Origin of the sequence: Mycobacterium persicum, assembly GCF_002086915.1 — a bacterium.
GTDB classification, from domain to species: domain Bacteria; phylum Actinomycetota; class Actinomycetes; order Mycobacteriales; family Mycobacteriaceae; genus Mycobacterium; species Mycobacterium persicum.
Genome location: NZ_MWQA01000001.1, coordinates 4,007,343 through 4,024,313 on the forward strand (window position 1 = coordinate 4,007,343; position 16,971 = coordinate 4,024,313).

The 16,971-nt window shown below is 65.8% G+C and carries 16 protein-coding genes and 3 pseudogenes; 12 read left to right on the forward strand and 7 right to left on the reverse strand.

Annotated features, from left to right (window positions below):
• The 5 genes and pseudogenes from B4U45_RS18345 to B4U45_RS18365 form a co-directional block, all read right to left on the reverse strand.
• Positions 1–217 (reverse strand): annotated as a pseudogene (locus B4U45_RS18345) (IS110 family transposase); the annotation flags it as partial.
• Positions 218–611: 394 nt separating this feature from the next.
• Complete coding sequence (locus tag B4U45_RS18350) at positions 612–1,415, reverse strand: mycofactocin-coupled SDR family oxidoreductase (RefSeq protein ID WP_075548744.1); 804 nt, start codon at positions 1,413–1,415, stop codon at positions 612–614.
• Between the two features lie 456 nt (positions 1,416–1,871).
• Entirely contained in the window at positions 1,872–3,095 is a 1,224-nt protein-coding gene (locus B4U45_RS18355; RefSeq protein WP_075548745.1) for a cation:proton antiporter, read from the reverse strand.
• Positions 3,096–3,131: 36 nt separating this feature from the next.
• Positions 3,132–3,809, reverse strand: coding sequence for a DUF4396 domain-containing protein (locus B4U45_RS18360; RefSeq protein WP_241780313.1), 678 nt, complete (start codon positions 3,807–3,809; stop codon positions 3,132–3,134).
• Positions 3,810–4,060: 251 nt separating this feature from the next.
• Positions 4,061–5,068, reverse strand: coding sequence for an SDR family oxidoreductase (locus B4U45_RS18365; RefSeq protein ID WP_240316569.1), 1,008 nt, complete (start codon positions 5,066–5,068; stop codon positions 4,061–4,063).
• A 295-nt stretch (positions 5,069–5,363) separates the two neighbouring features.
• On the opposite strand from B4U45_RS18365, the gene B4U45_RS18370 reads away from it, so the two are divergent.
• The 4 genes from B4U45_RS18370 to B4U45_RS18385 all read left to right on the forward strand — a co-directional run bounded on the left by B4U45_RS18370 (position 5,364) and on the right by B4U45_RS18385 (position 8,837).
• The gene (locus tag B4U45_RS18370; protein WP_240316570.1) at positions 5,364–5,786 is read left to right on the forward strand and encodes a DUF2784 domain-containing protein; all 423 of its coding nucleotides are present in this window, start codon (positions 5,364–5,366) and stop codon (positions 5,784–5,786) included.
• A 378-nt stretch (positions 5,787–6,164) separates the two neighbouring features.
• Positions 6,165–7,094: a metal-dependent hydrolase gene (locus B4U45_RS18375; RefSeq protein WP_075548748.1), complete on the forward strand. Its 930-nt coding sequence runs from the start codon at positions 6,165–6,167 to the stop codon at positions 7,092–7,094.
• Between the two features lie 86 nt (positions 7,095–7,180).
• Positions 7,181–7,408: a hypothetical protein gene (locus B4U45_RS18380; RefSeq protein ID WP_240316571.1), complete on the forward strand. Its 228-nt coding sequence runs from the start codon at positions 7,181–7,183 to the stop codon at positions 7,406–7,408.
• Positions 7,409–7,439: 31 nt separating this feature from the next.
• Complete coding sequence (locus tag B4U45_RS18385) at positions 7,440–8,837, forward strand: cytochrome P450 (RefSeq protein ID WP_075548750.1); 1,398 nt, start codon at positions 7,440–7,442, stop codon at positions 8,835–8,837.
• Positions 8,838–8,997: 160 nt separating this feature from the next.
• Here B4U45_RS18385 and B4U45_RS30115 read toward each other — a convergent pair.
• Positions 8,998–9,194 (reverse strand): annotated as a pseudogene (locus B4U45_RS30115) (DUF222 domain-containing protein); the annotation flags it as partial.
• Here B4U45_RS30115 and B4U45_RS30120 point away from each other — a divergent pair.
• Positions 9,117–9,347, forward strand: a complete 231-nt coding sequence (locus B4U45_RS30120) for a hypothetical protein (protein WP_075548751.1) — start codon at positions 9,117–9,119, stop codon at positions 9,345–9,347. The pseudogene B4U45_RS30115 and the gene B4U45_RS30120 overlap by 78 nt on opposite strands.
• Before the next feature lie 386 nt (positions 9,348–9,733).
• On the opposite strand, the gene B4U45_RS18400 is transcribed toward B4U45_RS30120, so the two are convergent.
• Entirely contained in the window at positions 9,734–10,909 is a 1,176-nt protein-coding gene (locus B4U45_RS18400) for an FAD-binding domain (RefSeq protein WP_075548752.1), read from the reverse strand.
• 150 nt (positions 10,910–11,059) lie between these two features.
• Between B4U45_RS18400 and B4U45_RS18405 the strand changes: the two genes are divergently transcribed.
• The 7 genes and pseudogenes from B4U45_RS18405 (at position 11,060) to B4U45_RS18435 (ending at position 16,944) form a co-directional block, all read left to right on the forward strand.
• Positions 11,060–11,941: a haloalkane dehalogenase gene (locus B4U45_RS18405; protein WP_075548753.1), complete on the forward strand. Its 882-nt coding sequence runs from the start codon at positions 11,060–11,062 to the stop codon at positions 11,939–11,941.
• A 40-nt stretch (positions 11,942–11,981) separates the two neighbouring features.
• Positions 11,982–13,052 (forward strand): galactose-1-phosphate uridylyltransferase, encoded by a 1,071-nt coding sequence (galT, locus tag B4U45_RS18410; RefSeq protein WP_075548754.1) that lies wholly within the window; start codon positions 11,982–11,984, stop codon positions 13,050–13,052.
• The gene (locus B4U45_RS18415; protein WP_075548755.1) at positions 13,049–14,131 is read left to right on the forward strand and encodes a galactokinase; all 1,083 of its coding nucleotides are present in this window, start codon (positions 13,049–13,051) and stop codon (positions 14,129–14,131) included. The genes galT and B4U45_RS18415 overlap by 4 nt, the downstream gene beginning before the upstream one ends.
• A 51-nt stretch (positions 14,132–14,182) precedes the next feature.
• A pseudogene (locus B4U45_RS18420) lies at positions 14,183–15,408 on the forward strand (TIGR03086 family metal-binding protein).
• 14 nt (positions 15,409–15,422) lie between these two features.
• Positions 15,423–16,208 carry a VOC family protein gene (locus B4U45_RS18425; protein ID WP_075548757.1) on the forward strand — a complete coding sequence of 262 codons (786 nt, stop codon included), beginning with the start codon at positions 15,423–15,425 and terminating at the stop codon, positions 16,206–16,208.
• Positions 16,209–16,289: 81 nt separating this feature from the next.
• On the forward strand, positions 16,290–16,511 hold the full coding sequence (locus B4U45_RS18430) for a hypothetical protein (protein ID WP_036419912.1): 222 nt from the start codon (positions 16,290–16,292) through the stop codon (positions 16,509–16,511).
• Positions 16,512–16,677: 166 nt separating this feature from the next.
• Positions 16,678–16,944: a DUF1918 domain-containing protein gene (locus B4U45_RS18435; protein ID WP_036399509.1), complete on the forward strand. Its 267-nt coding sequence runs from the start codon at positions 16,678–16,680 to the stop codon at positions 16,942–16,944.
• Positions 16,945–16,971 lie beyond the last annotated feature (27 nt).

Here is a 16,971-nt window from a genome sequence, read left to right on the forward strand (position 1 = left end):
CCCCCGCCATGGCCAGCTCCTCGACCACATACCGCCACCCGGTACAGCCCTCCAGCGCGAACTCCGCGTCCCCGCTCGGGCAGTGCTTACCCAGCCAACCCCGCAGCATCTTGCGGGTTGCCGGCCGGATCTCACCCCAGTGCACCACACCGTCGTCGTCCACGTAATCAAACGTGATCTGCTTCCGGTGCACGTCAAACCCGCCTACCATCGTCATCAGTGGGACCTCCTCAAGCTCCCGAAAACTCTTACTGACGCCCACATCAACGAGCGTCTGAGCTGAGGGGGTCCCCATCACATGTCATCTTTCAGTACCGCAAGTCGGCGCCAAGCAGGCCGTGGTCACTAGAGCTCAGGGCGCGGACGTTGCAAACTCAGTCTTTGCCGACCCGGTGCCGGCCGCTAGGGACCGAAGTCCCCAGCTCTTCGGGATCGGAGCCGGTGAACGGATGAATATTTCGCTTCCAGCAAGCGACGATGGATCTGAGGCCGGGGCACGCAGCGGGGTGCCGGAGATCCGGATCGCCGGCCACGGTCCGTCATACTTGCGTTGACGGGACGCTACGGCGACGGGCAGCGCCCGATTTCGCAGCGTTGGATCTCACGCGACATCAGTGCATCCGGGCGCTACTGCCGAGGCCGATCTCCAGGACGCTGCCCGTGATGACCCCGGGGTCGGTGACCAGGTAGACCACTGCGCGGCTGACATCCTCGGGCTGCAACCACGGCAGCGGTATCGGATTGCCTTTCATCATGCGGCGCACCAAATCATCGGGAACGTCGTCACTTCCGGTCGGCTGCACCATCGGTGTCTGGGTGGTGGTCGGGCAGACCACGTTGACGGTGATGCCTTCCTTGGAAACCTCCAGGGCAAGCGACTTCGCCAGTCCGATGACACCCCACTTGGTGGCGTTGTAGGCGGCGAGTTCGGGGATGCCCATTCGCCCACCCATCGAGGATGTCACTACGATCCGGCCGTAGCGCTGGCGGCGCATCGCCGGTATGGCCGCCCGGAGGGTATGAAAGGTGCCGGTCAAGTTGGTGGCTACCAGCTGCTGCCACACCTGATCGCTGACGTCCTCCAGCCGCCCGGTGCTGACGATGCCGGCATTGGCCACCACGATGTCCAGGCTGCCCAGCTCGGCGAGCGTCTGCTCCACCGCAGCGCTGACCCGTGCCGGGTCGCGGACGTCGAGGGTGATCGGCAGGCAGCGGCGGCCCAGCTTTTCCACGAGCTTGGCCGTATCCCGTAGCTCCGCTTCGGTACCGAGTGGGTAGCTCAGGTTTGCCACTGGCGCGGGCACGTCGCCGACGACGATGTCCGCCCCCGCGGCCGCCAAGGCCAGGGCATGTGCGCGCCCCTGCCCCCGGGCCCCGCCGGTGATGAAGGCCACGCGTCCATCCAAGGCACCCATAGCCGGCAACGTTAGCAGCCATGCTGGGCCATCGAGACAGCACCCGTTGGGCCACGAAACCGGTTGCAGAGACGGTTATTTCGCGTTTGGCGCCAGTTCAGCGGGCTATGGGCGAACGCGCCGGGGAATGCAGACGCCCCTGACGCACCCCATGACACCCCGAGGTGGCTTCGTCGCTCGGCGCGGCCGCTGGCAGCTGCCATCCGGGCAAGGCCGATCGTCCTCCCCATCGCTGACGTACTGCGTCTGGCCGGGGGTCAGCGGCTCGGCATGTGCCATCGGCTCGCCCGTCGCCACCACCACGCCCGCCGCGAATGCGCCTGCTATCAACATCTTGAGGGCGACCACTGGAATCGCCTCCTCACACCTAGCGACGTGATTAGATAATAATCTTAACTTTTGCCTAGTATCGGTTTCCGGGGAGCGTAGCGCGCCAAGGCGCCAACCCGCTTCGTTTCAGCGTGCGATCGCCGGCGACTTTTCGTCGGTTGGGGCCTGCTGGCGACAGCCCGGCAACTCGTCGGGGGGTTCGACGCGCAACATTGTGGCTATCGGCGCATCGGTGGACGAATGCAGCGCGATCGACAGGGCAATGGTGACCGCGACGACATCGAAAACCAGCTCTCTGTCGGCTATCCCCGCCTGTAGCGCCAGCAGCCCGTAGACAACGGAGGCGAAACCTTTCGGCCCGAACCACGCCGCGGTCAGTCGCTCCTGTCTAGTGAGGCGGGTCCGCATAAGTGACAGCAACATCGCGGCCGGCCGGATCGTCGCGATGACGATCACTGCGAAAACCCAAGCGCGCCAACTCAATCCCGATAGCCACTCCGGGGTGAGCAACGCGCCGAATACGATCAACGCGGCGAACTTGGTGACCTCCGACAGCAGATCGCCGAAGCGTTGAAACTCCGCTGCTGCGACGTGGTCGAGGGTGGCCAGTGTCGAACCGGCGGCAAACGCGGCCAGGTAGGGGTTGGCGTGCGTAAGGTGGCAGCCGGTATACACCACCACCGCGATCGCAAGGGGGCCTAGAGGCTGCAGGTGCGGTTCTGCGGTGAGTACCTTCGCCCGCCAGGCCAATGCCGCGCCGGCGGCGACGCCGACGCCGAGTGCCAGCCCGAGCACCAGCTCCTCGCCGACCTTCACCAGTTCGGACCCGGCGCCCTGGGCGGTGGCCAGGAAGATCATCACGAAGGGCAGAGCCAGTCCGTCGTTCAAACCGGATTCCACATTGAGCAGCCGGCGTAACCGTTGCGGAATGTCGGAGCGCCCGACGATAGCGGCTGCGAAGACGGGATCAGTGGGGGACAGGATGGCCCCAACCAAAAATGCGGTCGGCCAGTTCAGACCGGCCAGGAAATGGGCCGGCACCGCGATCCCGATCATGGTCAACGGCATGCCCATCCCCAGCGCGCGGCCCGATAAAGACCAATTTTCGCGCAGCTCTTGAAGATTGGCCCGCTGACCGTCGGTGAACAAGACGGTGAACAGCGCGACGTCGGCAAGTGTGGCGACGAGCGGGTCGTTCGGGCCGATCTTGTTCCAGGCGAGGATCCCCGGCCCGAGTACGGCGCCGGCGACGAGGAACATCAGCGCACTCGACAGTACGGTCCGGGCAGCAACCCCGGACAGCGACACGCTGATCAGGAGCACCACGCCGAACGCCAGGATAAGGGTCACTGAAACTCCATTTCGGCGGTGGCAAACACGCAGCCGCTACATAGCTTCTTTGATTCCGCGGCGAATCAGCCAGACGTTCGCCGGCCACGCCGTCGCGAACCCGATGATCATGCCGATCTGCATCAGAAACCAGTACGCGGCGGTGTCGGGATGTAGCGGTGAAGCCGGAAACAGCACGAACGACATCACTGCCATCCAGCCGAACAGCCCCACCTCGAATGCGGTCAGCGACAAGACGTCGGCTTTGGCCGCCGCTACCATGCCGTCGCGGAAACCTAGGCCACGCATCGGCGCAATCGCGTAGTACTGGAACAAGATTCCCAACGCCAGCGCGGCCACATAGTCGCCGATGTACTCGGGCAGCAGAGCACGGCCAAGCAATTCCACGCCCAAGGCGAAAACCGCGAACTCGGCAATGATGTCGCCAAGGGTGCATCCCGCGCCACAGTGACTGACCCCGATGGCAGTGGTGGCCCACTTCGGTTTGTCAGGCGGCCGGTTAAGCTGGTGCTGTCGAAGCCACCGCCGGCTGTTCGGTCGGCCGTAACGCCAATACATCCACACCGCGGCCGGCCCGAAGTACAGCGCGGTAATCGGCCAGACGGCTTCCATAATGCCCATTCGCTGCCGATAACCGCGAGCGTAGACGTCGATCAAAATGATCACCGCCGAGGCGAAGCCTGATGCCAAGGCGATCCATGCGATCGTGGTCAACCAGGTAGGCGGCACCATTATCGGAGTCCGACGAAGGTCATGGGCCCAGTGGATCCGGTCGCCTGCCACCTTTCTCGGATGGCGCTGGAACACGTTGCGGCAGTCGTGGGATTGCCGGTAGCGGCCGAAAGGTCCGGTTGGGCAAGCCAACACGCGTGGCCTCATCGACAGAGCAGGTCATGGGTGTCTTCCGGTTGCGGGGCGTTTGTGGTTTACCCCAAGCAGCCCAATCCGAAACGGCCTAGACGGGATCACTGGCGGGCGGCGGCGCCGGCGATGCCGGCCAGTACCGCGCCGGCCGCCACCGCCAACGGTTTGGCGTTCTCACGCAGCCACCACTGGGCGCTGACCGCGTGCGAGCGACTGTCGAAATCTCCATGCGCGCCAAAATCTTTACCGTCTTCGTCGTCCACCGGTTGCCACAGATTGGCGTCTTGAGTGTTGGGTTGATCGGTCTGCTGCGACGAGTAGCCGTTGCGGGCCAGATAGCGGTCGAGCAAGGCGGGAACAAGCCGCTGGCCCAACAGGGTCGCGGTGGTGCTGGCGCCCACCCAGTATTCCTTGCGCTTGGGGTGTTTCGCCGCATAGTAGACCGCGCGCGCCGCGACCTCCGGTTGGTAGATCGGTGGCACCGGTTGCGGCTGCCGGGGCAACCGGGACAACACCCAGGAGAACTGTGGAGTGTTCAGCGCCGGCATCTGGACGACGGTCACATGGACGTTGCTGTTGTCATGGAGCAGCTCGGTGCGCAATGACTCGGTGAATCCGTTGACCGCGTGTTTGGCCCCGCAGTAGACCGATTGCAGCGGGATCGAGCGGTGGCTCAGGGCGGACCCGACCTGAACGATCGTGCCGCGATCGCGGGACCGCATGCGGCGCAACGCCGCCATGGTGCCCCAGACGAAGCCGAGATAGGTCACCTCGGTGGCGCGGCGGTATTCGTCGGGAGTGATCTCGTGGAACGGGGCGAACACGGATGTGAACGCCACATTGACCCATACGTCGATCGCACCGAATCGGCTCTCCACCTGCTCGGCCGCGGCATCGACCTCGTCGAAGCTGGCGACGTCGGTCGGTATCGCCAGCGCCTGCCCGCCGCCCTGCTCCACCTCCGCCGCCGCCGCGTCCAGCCCGGCCTGGCCGCGGGCCAGCAACCCTACTCGGGCACCGTGTTTGCCGAATCCGCGGGCGGCCGCTCGCCCGACGCCGGCGCTGGCTCCGGTGATGACCACCGTCGACGGGGACTTTGAGAGGGTCACGGGATTCTCCTTTGCTGCTGCGTTTGGTGGGGCGAGTCGTCGTGACCGATGCGCAAGCTCGCCGGACACCGCGGACATGACTGTGTGGACAACCGCTTGCGGTATCCATCGAGACGCTGGGCGCTTCTCATCACGCCCACCGGTTACCCCGTTGGGCAGGTGTTTAAGTCGCGGACTTGATGCCTGCCGTTGTGAGGGCTCCGTAGCGTCGGCCGGGTGCCGACTCGATGAAACCGGCGAACATCCGATCTACCGTGGTAAGCGGGCGTTGGGCGGGTAGTGGAGGGTGCGTGCGTTGACCGCGAACATGTACATCGCCGTAGTCGTCGTGGTGGTTGTCGCCCACTTCGCCTACATCGCCTACCTGGTGGTCGGCGGGTTTGTCGCGTTGCGATGGCGTCGGACGATTGCCTGTCATGCGTTCGCTGTCGGCTGGTCGGTGGTGAGTTTCACCGGCCACCTCAACTGTCCGCTGACGGGTCTCGAGCGATGGGGCAGGGCCCATGCCGGGATGGCGCCGCTGCCGCCGGACGGATTCATCGCGCACTACATCACCGGAGTGGTGTATCCGTCCGGGTGGTCCGCCCCGGTCGCGATCGCCGTCTTCGCGCTCGTCGCAGTGTCGTGGATCCTGGTGTTTGGGTGGCAGGCGCGGCGCCGAACGGCCGATGCGAACAGTGAGCGGCAAGCTCACGACCCGTCCCAGATCACCGGGTAACCGAAAAATGACTCGGCAACAAACTCCGCGCGCGCCGATTGCCCGGCAGCGGGCCGGGTAACCGCGGACGTGCGGGCGGCCGCTGCTGGTGCCCTCCTACTGACCGGGCCGGCGTTGTTGGCCGTTGTGGCCGTGCCGCCGGCCGCGGCGAGGTTCCGGGGGTGGCGCGTATCGGACGGTAGCGGTCTCGGCGATATTGCTCGGTCTTGATCTGGGTTCGCCGCAACGCCTGGCCCGGGGTACCTCCTCGGAAGGTGGCTCGAGGTTGGTTTCGCCGTCGGGTTCAGCGGGTATATCCGGTGCGATCGAAGGGGCGCCGTGCCCCGCCGCTTTGGATGCGGGTCGAAACACACCTCGGTTGAGTGGGAGGAGTGGCCGATGACTGCCGTCGAGGAAATGCGGCACGACGGATACCCAACACATCGCCGCAAAGTTCGGTTCGACTGGTCGCACACGCCGTTGCACTGGGTTCCTGGCGACCCGTTCAGCACCCACATGCTCAATGAGCTGCACTTGTTGTTGCCGGCGGGCGAGCGGTGGTTCATCCGGGTCGTCGACGAGGCAGCGCCGTTGGTCGACGACCCCGAACTCGAAGCCGCGATCAAGCCCTTCATCCAGCAGGAGTCATGGCACGCCTGGGCGCACCAGGTCGTCCTCGACCACCTCGCCGAGCAAGGCATCGACACCCAGCCCTACACCCAGCAGCTGGAAAAGTGGCTGGCCAAGCTGGGAAACCAACGCACCAACTGGCCCAAGCCGTTACAACGGTGGTGGCTTTACCGACGGGTGGCCGACGTCGCGGCGCTGGAACACTTCACCGCGGTGCTCGGCCAGTGGGTGATCCAAAACCGGGGTCTCGACTATGCCGGCACCGACCCGGTCATGCTGGATCTGCTGCGCTGGCATGGGGCCGAGGAAATCGAGCACCGCTCCTTGGTGTTCGACGTCTACCAGAACATCTGCGGGAACTACGCGATCAGAGCATTCTCGATGTTGATGACGGCGCCGCTATTCGTGTCGTGGTGGATTGCCGGAGCCCGCTACCTGATGGCCAACGACCCGACCATAGACGCGAAGTGGCGTTGGCGGGACTGGCTGCGAGCGGCGCGCCAGTACAAGTTGCCGGGTCCGTGGCGGATTCTTGTGACGGTGCCGCTCCGCTACCTGCGGCCGAGTCATCACCCGAGCACCGAGGCGTCGACGCAGATGGCGATGGACTATCTCGAACATTCGCCCGCCGCGACTGCTGCCCGGCAGAAAGCCGCTCGGGCACAACCAGATCCGGACGACGACCAGTCACCCGGGTAAGCGCGGTAAGGTAAGCCGACCCGCCACCCGGCCCGATGGGAGATTGCAGAGTGGCAACCTTGCGGCGGTACGTCGTCATCCAGCTGATGATGTTCGTCTTCGGCATTGTCGGACCGATTTTTCTGGTCATGTTTTTCCTGTCGCAGCCAGATCCGACCATGAAGTGGTCGTACTGGATCGGGCTCTTCGTTACCTACGCCGACGTGATGATCGCGCTCGCACTCACCGCCGCCGGTGCCGACACGCCAGGTAAGCGGCTGACAGCCGGGCTTGGTAGCCAGCGGCACCGAACCGGGCATTCCTCAGGACGTTGACCCCAGGCCCGGTAACGCCGAACATCGGGTTATGTCGATCGGCAGGGCCGCGTCCGGGACGCTACCGCGCGGACCCCGGCTGCCCCGGTGGGTGCAGGCGTTAATGATGTTGACCGGTGGTTCGCATTTCGTGGACGGGTGTCACCGCCGCTATGGCGGCGTCTTCACCCTGAGGGTGGCCGGGGTGGGGACGATCGTCTATCTTGCTGACCCGGCCGACATCAAGACGGTGTTCGCCGGTGACCCGAGCGTCTTTCACGCCGGCGAAGCGAATTCGATATTGCGGGGGCTGCTCGGCGACAGCTCGCTGCTGGTGATCGACGACGACATGCACCGGGATCGTCGCCGCATGATGCTGCCGCCATTCCACCGCGACGCGGTCACGCGGCAGGCCCGGCTGATGGCCGAGATCGCCGCGGAGAACATTGCCACCTGGCCCGTGGGACGTGCTTTCGCGGTGGCGCCCAAGATGTCCGAGATCACCCTCGAGGTGATCCTGCGGACCGTGGTCGGTGCCAGTGACCCGGCCCGGCTGGCTGCGCTGCGCGATGTCATGCCCCGGCTACTCAGCGTGGCTCCGTGGGACTCGCTGGCACTGGTCAAGCCCGACCTGCTGCGCCATCGCTGGTGGCGACGGCTGCGTCGCCGCATCGCAGAAGCGGACCAGCTGCTCTACGCCGAGATCGCCGATCGACGCGCTGACCCCGACCTCGCGACACGCACCGACGCTCTGGCGATGCTGGTCCGCGCCGCAGACGACGACACGGGTCCGCTCACCGACACCGAGCTTCGCGACCAGTTGATGACGTTGCTGGTGGCCGGCCACGACACCACGGCGACCGCGTTGTCGTGGGCGCTGGAGCGGCTGACGCGCCACCCGGCCGTCCTCGCCAAGGCGGTACGGGCCGCCGATGCCAGTGCGGCGGGTGACCCGGCCGGCGACGAGTATCTGGATGCGCTGGCAAAGGAGACGCTGCGGAGCCGCTCGGTGGTGTTCGACGTGGGCCGGGTTCTGACCAGGCCGGTGGAGCTGGCCGGTTATCGACTGCCCGCGGGAACCATGGTTGCTCCGGGGATTGGTCTGGTACATGGCAGCGCCACGCTGTACCCCGAACCCGACCGGTTCGATCCGGATCGCATGCTCGGCGCGACATTGAGTCCGGTCACGTGGTTCCCCTTCGGCGGCGGTAACCGGCGTTGTCTCGGCGCGACCTTCGCCCTGGTCGAGATGCGGGTGGTCCTGCGGGAGATCTTGCGGCGGGTCGCATTGACGACCACCACCGCATCCGGTGAACGGCAGAAGCTCAAGCACGTGATCGTGGTGCCCCATCGCGGCGCGCGGATCCGCATCCGGGCGATCAATGACGTGCCGCCGGTACCGGGGGCCGCGGCTCCGCTGGCGAGTCACGGAGCCAGCGGCATGAGCTGACGGCCCCTGGTGGTGCAGATCCGCCGAGCGAGGCTCGTAGGCCTGGTTGCAGTGTGCAGCTTCCGCGTATGGCGGTGTGCTGCAACGTAATTGTGGTCTTAGCTATGGGGATTCGTCGTCGTCGTCTCCGTCGCGGAGCAGTTTTTCGGGGTGATGGAACGGCCAGACGGACCACATCCGACATCGGCACGGTGGTGCCCCCGCCGGTCCGTGCGGTGCCGGCGGCGGCTTGCAGGTCCTTGAGGGTGGTGGACACGATGATGCTGGCCGGCAGCCCGTGTGTTGGCCGAGGTTTCCGGAGGCCAGCAGGGCGCGCAGCCCGGCGGTGAGCCCGTCATGGTGGCATTGTGCGGCCGCGGTGGCGGCCACGCCGGGGCGATCGGCTCACCGGTCAGTCCGCGCCGGCTGGCCTCGGCCCGGCTGCTCAGGGTCCACTCGGCGATCGCATGCGTGAGCTTGCCGCCCAACGCTGCGGCGCTGGCTTGGCGGGCCAAATGGTTGATCAGCTGATACTCGGGCACCGAGGATGCGTCGGCGCACCTGCTCGCAGCGCCCCAGCAGCGCCCCCCACTGTGCGGTGCTCAACGCGTCAAAGTTCAGGCCCGCCACCACATCCAGCGCCGCATCCAACCCGTCGAACGCCACCGTGACCGCCTGCCAGTCCAGAGCACCTAACCTATCGGCGCCCTCTGACAAAACCGTGCAGAAAGTACCTACCCACCAATCGATTTCGCAGGTTCACCCACAGCGAACATCAACGCGGACGTACCGCCGCGGACACTACACCAGTCACATGGCGGCCCCGACACCCAATGTGCCCAGCTATCCGCGACAACCCCGCTAGCGCGGCAGATTTGTCGCTTATAGCCGGGCGCAACGCCTAACCCCCAGCGGCACTAGATGCCATAGTCAGGCAATTCGAAGTCGTCGCGCACGCTGCCCGCGAAAAGCGTTGCCAGCGGTGCGAAGTTCATCGTGCGCATCGCGATATTCCGCAACCACAGGCCGAATCGGGTTCGGGTTGCGAAGTACCCGATGAACTTGGTCGCTCCGGTTTGCTTGCTTTCAACGAAAGGACGCAGCCGCGCCTCGTAGGCTTCGAAGGCCCGGCGATGGTCGCCCCCGGCGCGCTCGAACTCCCCGGCCAGCACGTACGCCTCGGTCATCGCCAAGCCGGTGCCCTCGCCGCCGAGCAGGGAGATGCATCCGGCCGCATCACCGATCAGCAACACCCGATCGCGAGACCAGCTGTCCATCCGGATCTGACTCACAACGTCGAAGTAGAGGTCATCGACATCGTCGAGCGTGGCCAGGATCTCTCGGCATTCCCAGCCTGCTCCGTCGAACGCGTTGCGCAGCTGGTCTTTTGGCGTCTCACCGACGCCACCGACGCGGTCGTGCTCGGCGCGGAAAATAAACAAGAACATCGTGCGGTCGCCGCGCAGCGCGAAGCGGCCCACCTGTCTGCCGGGAATGTTGTAGGTGACGTAGCTCAGGTCGTCGCGTGGCCGGTAGCCGTCCACGACCCAAGCTGCGACCTTGCAGCCGAGGTAATGCTCGTAGTTGCGCTCCGAGCCGAAGGCCAGTCCACGTACATTGGAATGCAGTCCGTCGGCGCCAATGACCAGGTCGAAATCTCTTGGGGGGCTTGTGCAGAAGGCCAGACGGACACCGCCGCTGTGCTGATCGATGGCAGTGATGCTGTCGGCGAATATCGTCTCGACCTTGCCATCGATCGTGGAGTAGATTGCGGCTGCCAGATCGCCGCGCGGCAGGCTGGTGAAATCGTCGCCGAGAATGCCGCGAAAGACGTCGACATTCACATCGGTTTTGATCTTGCCGCTGGAGCCGACCGAGCGCAGGCGTTCGATCTGGTATCCGGCAGCACGGATCCGGTCTTCGATGTCCATGCGTTTGGCCACCTGGTAGCCGACGCCCCAGAAGTCGATTACGTAGCCGCCGGTGCGGAATTTCGGCGCCTGTTCGACCAGCGTCGGCGTATGGCCGGTGCGATGCAGCCAGTACGCGAGCGCCGCACCTGCCACCCCGGCACCACTGATCGCTACGTGCATACTGCAATTGTGCCCTGTAGCACGATTCGATCCAAGGCCGCGCTAGCAACTCGACGCCATGGGCCTGAAGCCCGCTGGCCGCCGCCCGGCTAAGATCGCCGTCAGCAAACAACCTGCCGATTCTTCGAAGAAGTGCGCCAGGAGGCCCCGATGACTGCGATCGATCCCACCCCACTCAGCAAGCGGTACCTGATCGTCGACGGCAAGCGGATGGCCTACCACGAGACCGGGGAGGGCCGACCGGTCGTATTCCTTCATGGCAACCCGACGTCGTCGTACTTGTGGCGCAACGTCATTCCGCACGTTTTCGATCGCGGTCGCTGCCTCGTGCCCGATCTCATCGGCCACGGCGACTCGGACAAACTCGACGACACCGGTCCGGGCAGTTACCGCTTCGCCCAGCACCGCCACTACCTCGACGGACTTCTTGATCAGCTCGAACTCGGCGACGATGTCGTCCTGGTCGTCCACGACTGGGGCTCCGCCCTCGGCTTCGACTGGGCCAACCGCCATCGCGACCGCGTCAGCGGTATCGCTTTCATGGAAGCGATCGTCCGGCCACTCACCTGGGCCGAGTGGCCTGAGGCCGTGACCGAAATCTTTCAGGGGTTTCGCTCCGATGCGGGAGAACAGATGGTCATCGAGAAGAACCTGTTCGTCGAGGCGGTCCTGCCCGGGGCGATTCTGCGCAGTCTCACACCCGCGGAGCATGACGAATACCGACGCCCATTCACCGCGCCGGAACATCGCCGGCCGACCCTCACCTGGCCACGCGAGATCCCGATCGAAGGCGAGCCCGCCGACGTCCATCAGATCGTTGCCGACTACGCTCAGTGGCTGCCCGCAACCGACTTTCCGAAGCTTTTCATCAACGCCGACCCCGGAGCCATTCTCACGGGACCGCAGCGCGAGTTCTGTCGCAGCTGGGCCAATCTCACCGAGGTGACGGTGCGTGGTAGTCACTTCATGCAGGAGGACAGCCCGCACGAGATTGGCCAGGCGATTGCCGATTGGCTCGCCACACTCGACTGAGCGGGGGCGGCCACGGCACGGGTCGGTTACTGTTCGAAACGTGACCGCGCCGACGCGGGCGAAGCTGGCCGATGACCGTGACATCTTGTTCTTCGCGTTGCCCGGTCATCTTCCGCAACCGGTTCCCGATCGTCGGCCACTGCCGCCGCGGGACAAGCAACATTCGGAGTTGCGGTTCGACCGCTCTACCGGTCAGTGGGTGATCATCGCGGCGTTGCGTCAAGACCGCACCTTCAAGCCGCCGCCCGATCAGTGTCCGCTGTGTCCGGGTCCGACGGGGTTGACCAGCGAGGTGCCCGCGCGCGACTACGACGTCGTCGTTTTCGAGAACCGGTTCCCGAGCCTTTCCGGCGCCGGCGGACTCTCACCGGTCGGCGACGGCTTCGCCTCGGCGCCGGGCCACGGCCGCTGTGAGGTGATCTGCTTCTCCGGTAACCACACCGGGTCGTTCGCCGGCCTGCAAGCGCCGCACGCCCGCCTCGTCGTGGAGGCGTGGCAGCATCGCACCGCCGAACTGTTGAGTCAGCCGGGCATCGAGCAGGTGTTCTGCTTCGAGAATCGCGGCGAGGAGATCGGTGTGACGCTGACCCATCCGCATGGTCAGATCTACGGCTACCCGTACCTGACGCCGCGGACGGCGACCATGCTGCATCAGGCGCGCGAGCATCGAACACGCCACGGCACCAACCTGTTCCAAGATCTGCTGGCCCATGAGGTGGCTGATGGCGGTCGTATCGTCGCCCGCAGCGACCTGTTCACCGCCTTCGTGCCGTTCGCCGCGCGCTGGCCCGTCGAGGTGCACCTCTACCCGAACCGGTTCGTGCCCAACCTCATCGAACTCGACGCCGACGAGCTGGACGGGTTCTCCCAGCTCTATCTCGACGTGCTGCGCCGCTTCGACCGCATGTATTCCAGCCCGCTGCCGTACATTTCGGCGTTGCACCAATACACCGACGCGCAGCCGGAGGGCTACTTTCACGTCGAGCTGATGTCGATTCGCCGCAGCGCCACCGCGTTGAAATACCTGGCGGGCTCCGAGTCGGCGATGGATGCGTTCATCAGTGACGTGACGCCGGAAAGTGTCGCCGAGCGGCTGCGAGAACTTGCGTGACGGTCCGCTACGCCGCGCCGGGGCGAATCAACCTGATCGGCGAGCACACCGACTACAACCTCGGCTGGGCGTTGCCTATCGCGTTGCCGCAACGCACGGTGGTGACGTTCGCGCCCGATGGCGGCGACGCGATCACGGTGGGCAGCGACCACATGGATGCCGCGGAGCGCATACCGCTGGACACCGCCCCCGGTGGGGTGACCGGGTGGGCCGGCTATGTGGCCGGGGTGATCTGGGCACTGCGCGGCGCCGGCCATCCGGTGCCCGGGGGAGCGATGTCGATCGCCAGCGACGTCGAGATCGGGTCCGGGCTCTCGTCCTCGGCGGCGCTGGAATGCGCTGTCCTGGGTGCCATCACATCCGCGGCCGGTGTCCGCATCGACCGCATCGAGCAGGCCCGGCTCGCGCAGCGCGCCGAAAACGACTACGTCGGCGCGCCAACGGGTTTACTCGACCAATTGGCCGCGCTGTTCGGGGAGCCGTCGACGGCGGTGCTGATCGACTTCCGTGACCTCGCCATCCGGCCGGTGCCGTTCGACCCCGACGCTTCCGGGATCACGCTGTTGCTGATCGACTCCCGGGCCCGGCATCGTCACGTCGCAGGTGAATACGCGCAACGCCGCGCGTCATGTGAGCGGGCAGCCGCGGTTCTGCAGGTCTCGTCACTGCGTGCCGTCGCCGACGTCTCGGCGCTTGCCGCGATCGGCGACCCGGTCGACGCCCGGCGTGCCCGCCATGTGCTCACCGAGAACCAGCGCGTGCTGGATTTCGTCGCGGCGTTGGAGGGTTCGGATTTTACCGAGGCGGGCCGCCTGCTGACTGCCTCGCATGCGTCCATGCGCGACGACTTCGAGATCACCACCGGACACCTCGATTTGATTGCCGACACCGCGGTGCGCGGCGGTGCGCTGGGTGCCCGGATGACCGGCGGCGGGTTCGGCGGCTGCGTGATCGCCCTGGTGCCGGAGGGCCGGGTGGGTGATGTCGATCAGGCGGTGCGACGGACGGTGCGCGACGCCGGCTACCGACAGCCGGTGGTCGGCCGGACCCATGCCGCTGCGGGCGCGGGCCCCGGTTGAGAGCCTGCGAACGCACGCCAATAGGGGCTAACGTATTGGCGTGTGCTCGACTTGTCCGAAGTCGCGGCAGAGTCGGCCCGGCGTGGGCCGCTCCAACCGTTGGCACCTGGTGAACACACCGTCAACCAGCTCGGGTCGCGGGTTGCGGTTGCCCCGTCGGCGATCTCGCAACATCTCGCGAGCCTCGCCGTGGTGGCTTGGCTGAGTCCCGCAAGCAGGGCTGTCACCGCCTCGTCGTCGATGCCAACGGCTACCGGTCACCGCTAGGAGGGTTCGCCATGCCGTATGAAAAGGTCGTCGTCGTGCCGTCGGATGCCGACGAGACCTTCGCGCTGCTCACTCGGCCAGACCGGCTTCGCCGGTGGATGACCGTGGCCGCGCGTATCGAGCCGCGTGCCGGTGGAGCCTACCGATGGACGGTGACTCCGGGGCACACGGCGGTTGGTGCGATCATGGATGTGGACCCGGGCCGGCGGGTGGTGTTCTCCTGGGGGTGGGAGGACCACGGTGATCCCGCGCCAGGCGACTCGACGGTGACAGTCACGCTCACCCCGGCGGACGGTGGCACCGAGGTTCGGTTGGTCCACGACGGGCTGACCGAGGAACAGGCTGCCCCGCATGCCGACGGCTGGAATCATTACCTGGGCCGGCTGGTCGCTGCGGCCCTGCACGACGACGCCGGCCCGGACGACTGGGCGGCAGTACCCGACTCGCTCGACGAATTATCGTGCGCTGAGGCGACGTTGGCGGTTCTGCAGCACGTACTGCGGCGACTTGACACCGCCGATCAACCCCGTCAAACACCATGTCAGCAATACAACGTGGCACAACTGGCGGATCATCTGCTGCGTTCGCTCGCGATTGTCGGCAGCGCCGCCGAGGCGCAGCTGCCGCCCCGGGACTCGACGGCGCCGTTGGAAACTCAGGTTGCGGACGCGGCACAGGCCGTTTTGGAAGCGTGGCGGCGACGGGGTGTGGACGGCATGGTCGAGCTGAACACGAACCAGGTGCCCGCAGTTGTTCCGGTCGGTATTCTGTGTCTTGAATTTCTGGTTCATGCTTGGGACTTCGCGATTGCCGCGGATCGGCACGTGGTCGTCTCCCCGTCGTTGTCGGAATACGTGCTGGGATTGGCCGGCAAGATCATTACTCCCGCATCCCGTAGTAGCGGCGGTTTCGACCCACCCGTGGCAACCGAAGCCTTTGCCCCGGTCCTTGATCGATTGATCGCCTTCACCGGCCGTGACCCGGCCCCGGCCCACGGATCCGCCAACTAACGAAAGGTCACATCATGCCCAAAAGAACCGAATACACGCAGGGCACTCCGAACTGGGTCGATCTGCAGACCACCGATCAGTCTGCGGCCAAGCAGTTTTACTCGTCGCTGTTCGGCTGGAGCTACGACGACAATCCGATGCCCGGCGGAGCTGGCGTCTACTCCATGGCCACATTGAACGGCGAAACGGTGGCCGCCATCGCGCCGATGCCGCCGGGCGCGCCGGAGGGCAGGCCACCGATGTGGAACACCTATATCGCGGCGGACGACGTCGACGCGGCGGTCGGAAAGGTGGCCAGCGCGGGCGGACAGGTGCTGATGCCAGCCTTCGACGTCGGCGACGCCGGCAGGATGGCCTTCGTCGCCGACCCGACCGGCGCCGTGGTGGGCATGTGGCAGGCCAACCGGCATATCGGCGCAACGCTGGTCAACGAGCCCGGCGCGGTGATGTGGAACGAACTGATCACGGACAAGCCGGATTCCGCGCTGGCGTTCTACCAGGCCGTGCTGGGTCTGACCCACACGACGATGGAGATGGCCCCCGGCGAGCACTACCGGGTGCTCAAGGCCGGCGGCGCGGATGTCGGCGGCTGCATGGAGCCGCCCAGGCCCGGGATACCCAACCATTGGCTGGTGTACTTCTTTGTCGCCGACGCCGACGCCACCGCGGCGAAGGCGTCGGCGGAAGGCGGTCACGTGATCGCGGAGCCGTTCGACATTCCGTCGGTGGGACGCTCGGCCGTCTTGTCCGACCCGCAGGGAGCCGTATTCAGTGTGCTGAAGCCCGCGCCGCAGCAGTAGGGCCTCGCGCGCGTTAAGGGAGTAATCGACTGCGGTAGCGTCAAGAATCCTGATCTGCCGATGCCGAGGGACTCTCGCAGTATGAAAATGTGGATACAGATTCGAGACCGCGACGACGATGCCGAGTTCCCGGACGGGGCCACCTATGAAGTACTCACCGGCGGCGTGCTGAAGGTCCTCAGCGGCAACGATATTCATCTCTACAGTCCGTCATATTGGCAGGAGGTGACGATCGATACCCGGTCGGAGGATCAGCGCGGCACCCAAGGCGACGAGCTGGACGACGATCTGAAATGGCAATGATGCCGCCACGATGCCGCCACGATGCCGCCACGATGCCGGCGCCGAGCCGGCAGAACCGCAACGGCGGCCGAGGGACTTTCGGCCACCGGAGGTGGTGGCCTACTGCCCTCCCGCCAGCGCGCCGGATGAGCGGACGATTGGACTTGTGCGAGGAAGGGGGATGTTGGTGAAGGCGAATGTCGGAGACTGGCTGGTGATCAAGGGCACGACGATCGACCGACCGGACCACCGGGGGTTGATCATCGAGGTGCATTCAGCCGATGGCTCACCGCCCTACGTCGTGCGTTGGCTCGACACCGATCACGTGGCGACTGTGGTCCCCGGTCCGGACGCGGTCGTCGTTACCGCTGCGGAGCAGAAGGCGGCCGACGAGCGCGCGCAGCATCGGTTCGGGGTGGTGCAGTCGGCGATCATGCACGGCAAGAGCACGTAGGCAGCATCGGCTCCGGCGATGGAGTCG

What these genes read in the sequence shown, in the direction of transcription:
- B4U45_RS18350 (WP_075548744.1), bottom strand. Translation starts at nt 1,415, where the DNA reads ATGGGTGCCTTGGATGGACGCGTGGCCTTCATCACCGGCGGGGCCCGG.
- B4U45_RS18375 (WP_075548748.1), top strand. Translation starts at nt 6,165, where the DNA reads ATGACTGCCGTCGAGGAAATGCGGCACGACGGATACCCAACACATCGC.
- B4U45_RS18380 (WP_240316571.1), top strand. Translation starts at nt 7,181, where the DNA reads ATGATGTTCGTCTTCGGCATTGTCGGACCGATTTTTCTGGTCATGTTT.
- B4U45_RS18385 (WP_075548750.1), top strand. Translation starts at nt 7,440, where the DNA reads ATGTCGATCGGCAGGGCCGCGTCCGGGACGCTACCGCGCGGACCCCGG.
- B4U45_RS18400 (WP_075548752.1), bottom strand. Translation starts at nt 10,909, where the DNA reads ATGCACGTAGCGATCAGTGGTGCCGGGGTGGCAGGTGCGGCGCTCGCG.
- B4U45_RS18405 (WP_075548753.1), top strand. Translation starts at nt 11,060, where the DNA reads ATGACTGCGATCGATCCCACCCCACTCAGCAAGCGGTACCTGATCGTC.
- B4U45_RS18425 (WP_075548757.1), top strand. Translation starts at nt 15,423, where the DNA reads ATGCCCAAAAGAACCGAATACACGCAGGGCACTCCGAACTGGGTCGAT.
- B4U45_RS18430 (WP_036419912.1), top strand. Translation starts at nt 16,290, where the DNA reads ATGAAAATGTGGATACAGATTCGAGACCGCGACGACGATGCCGAGTTC.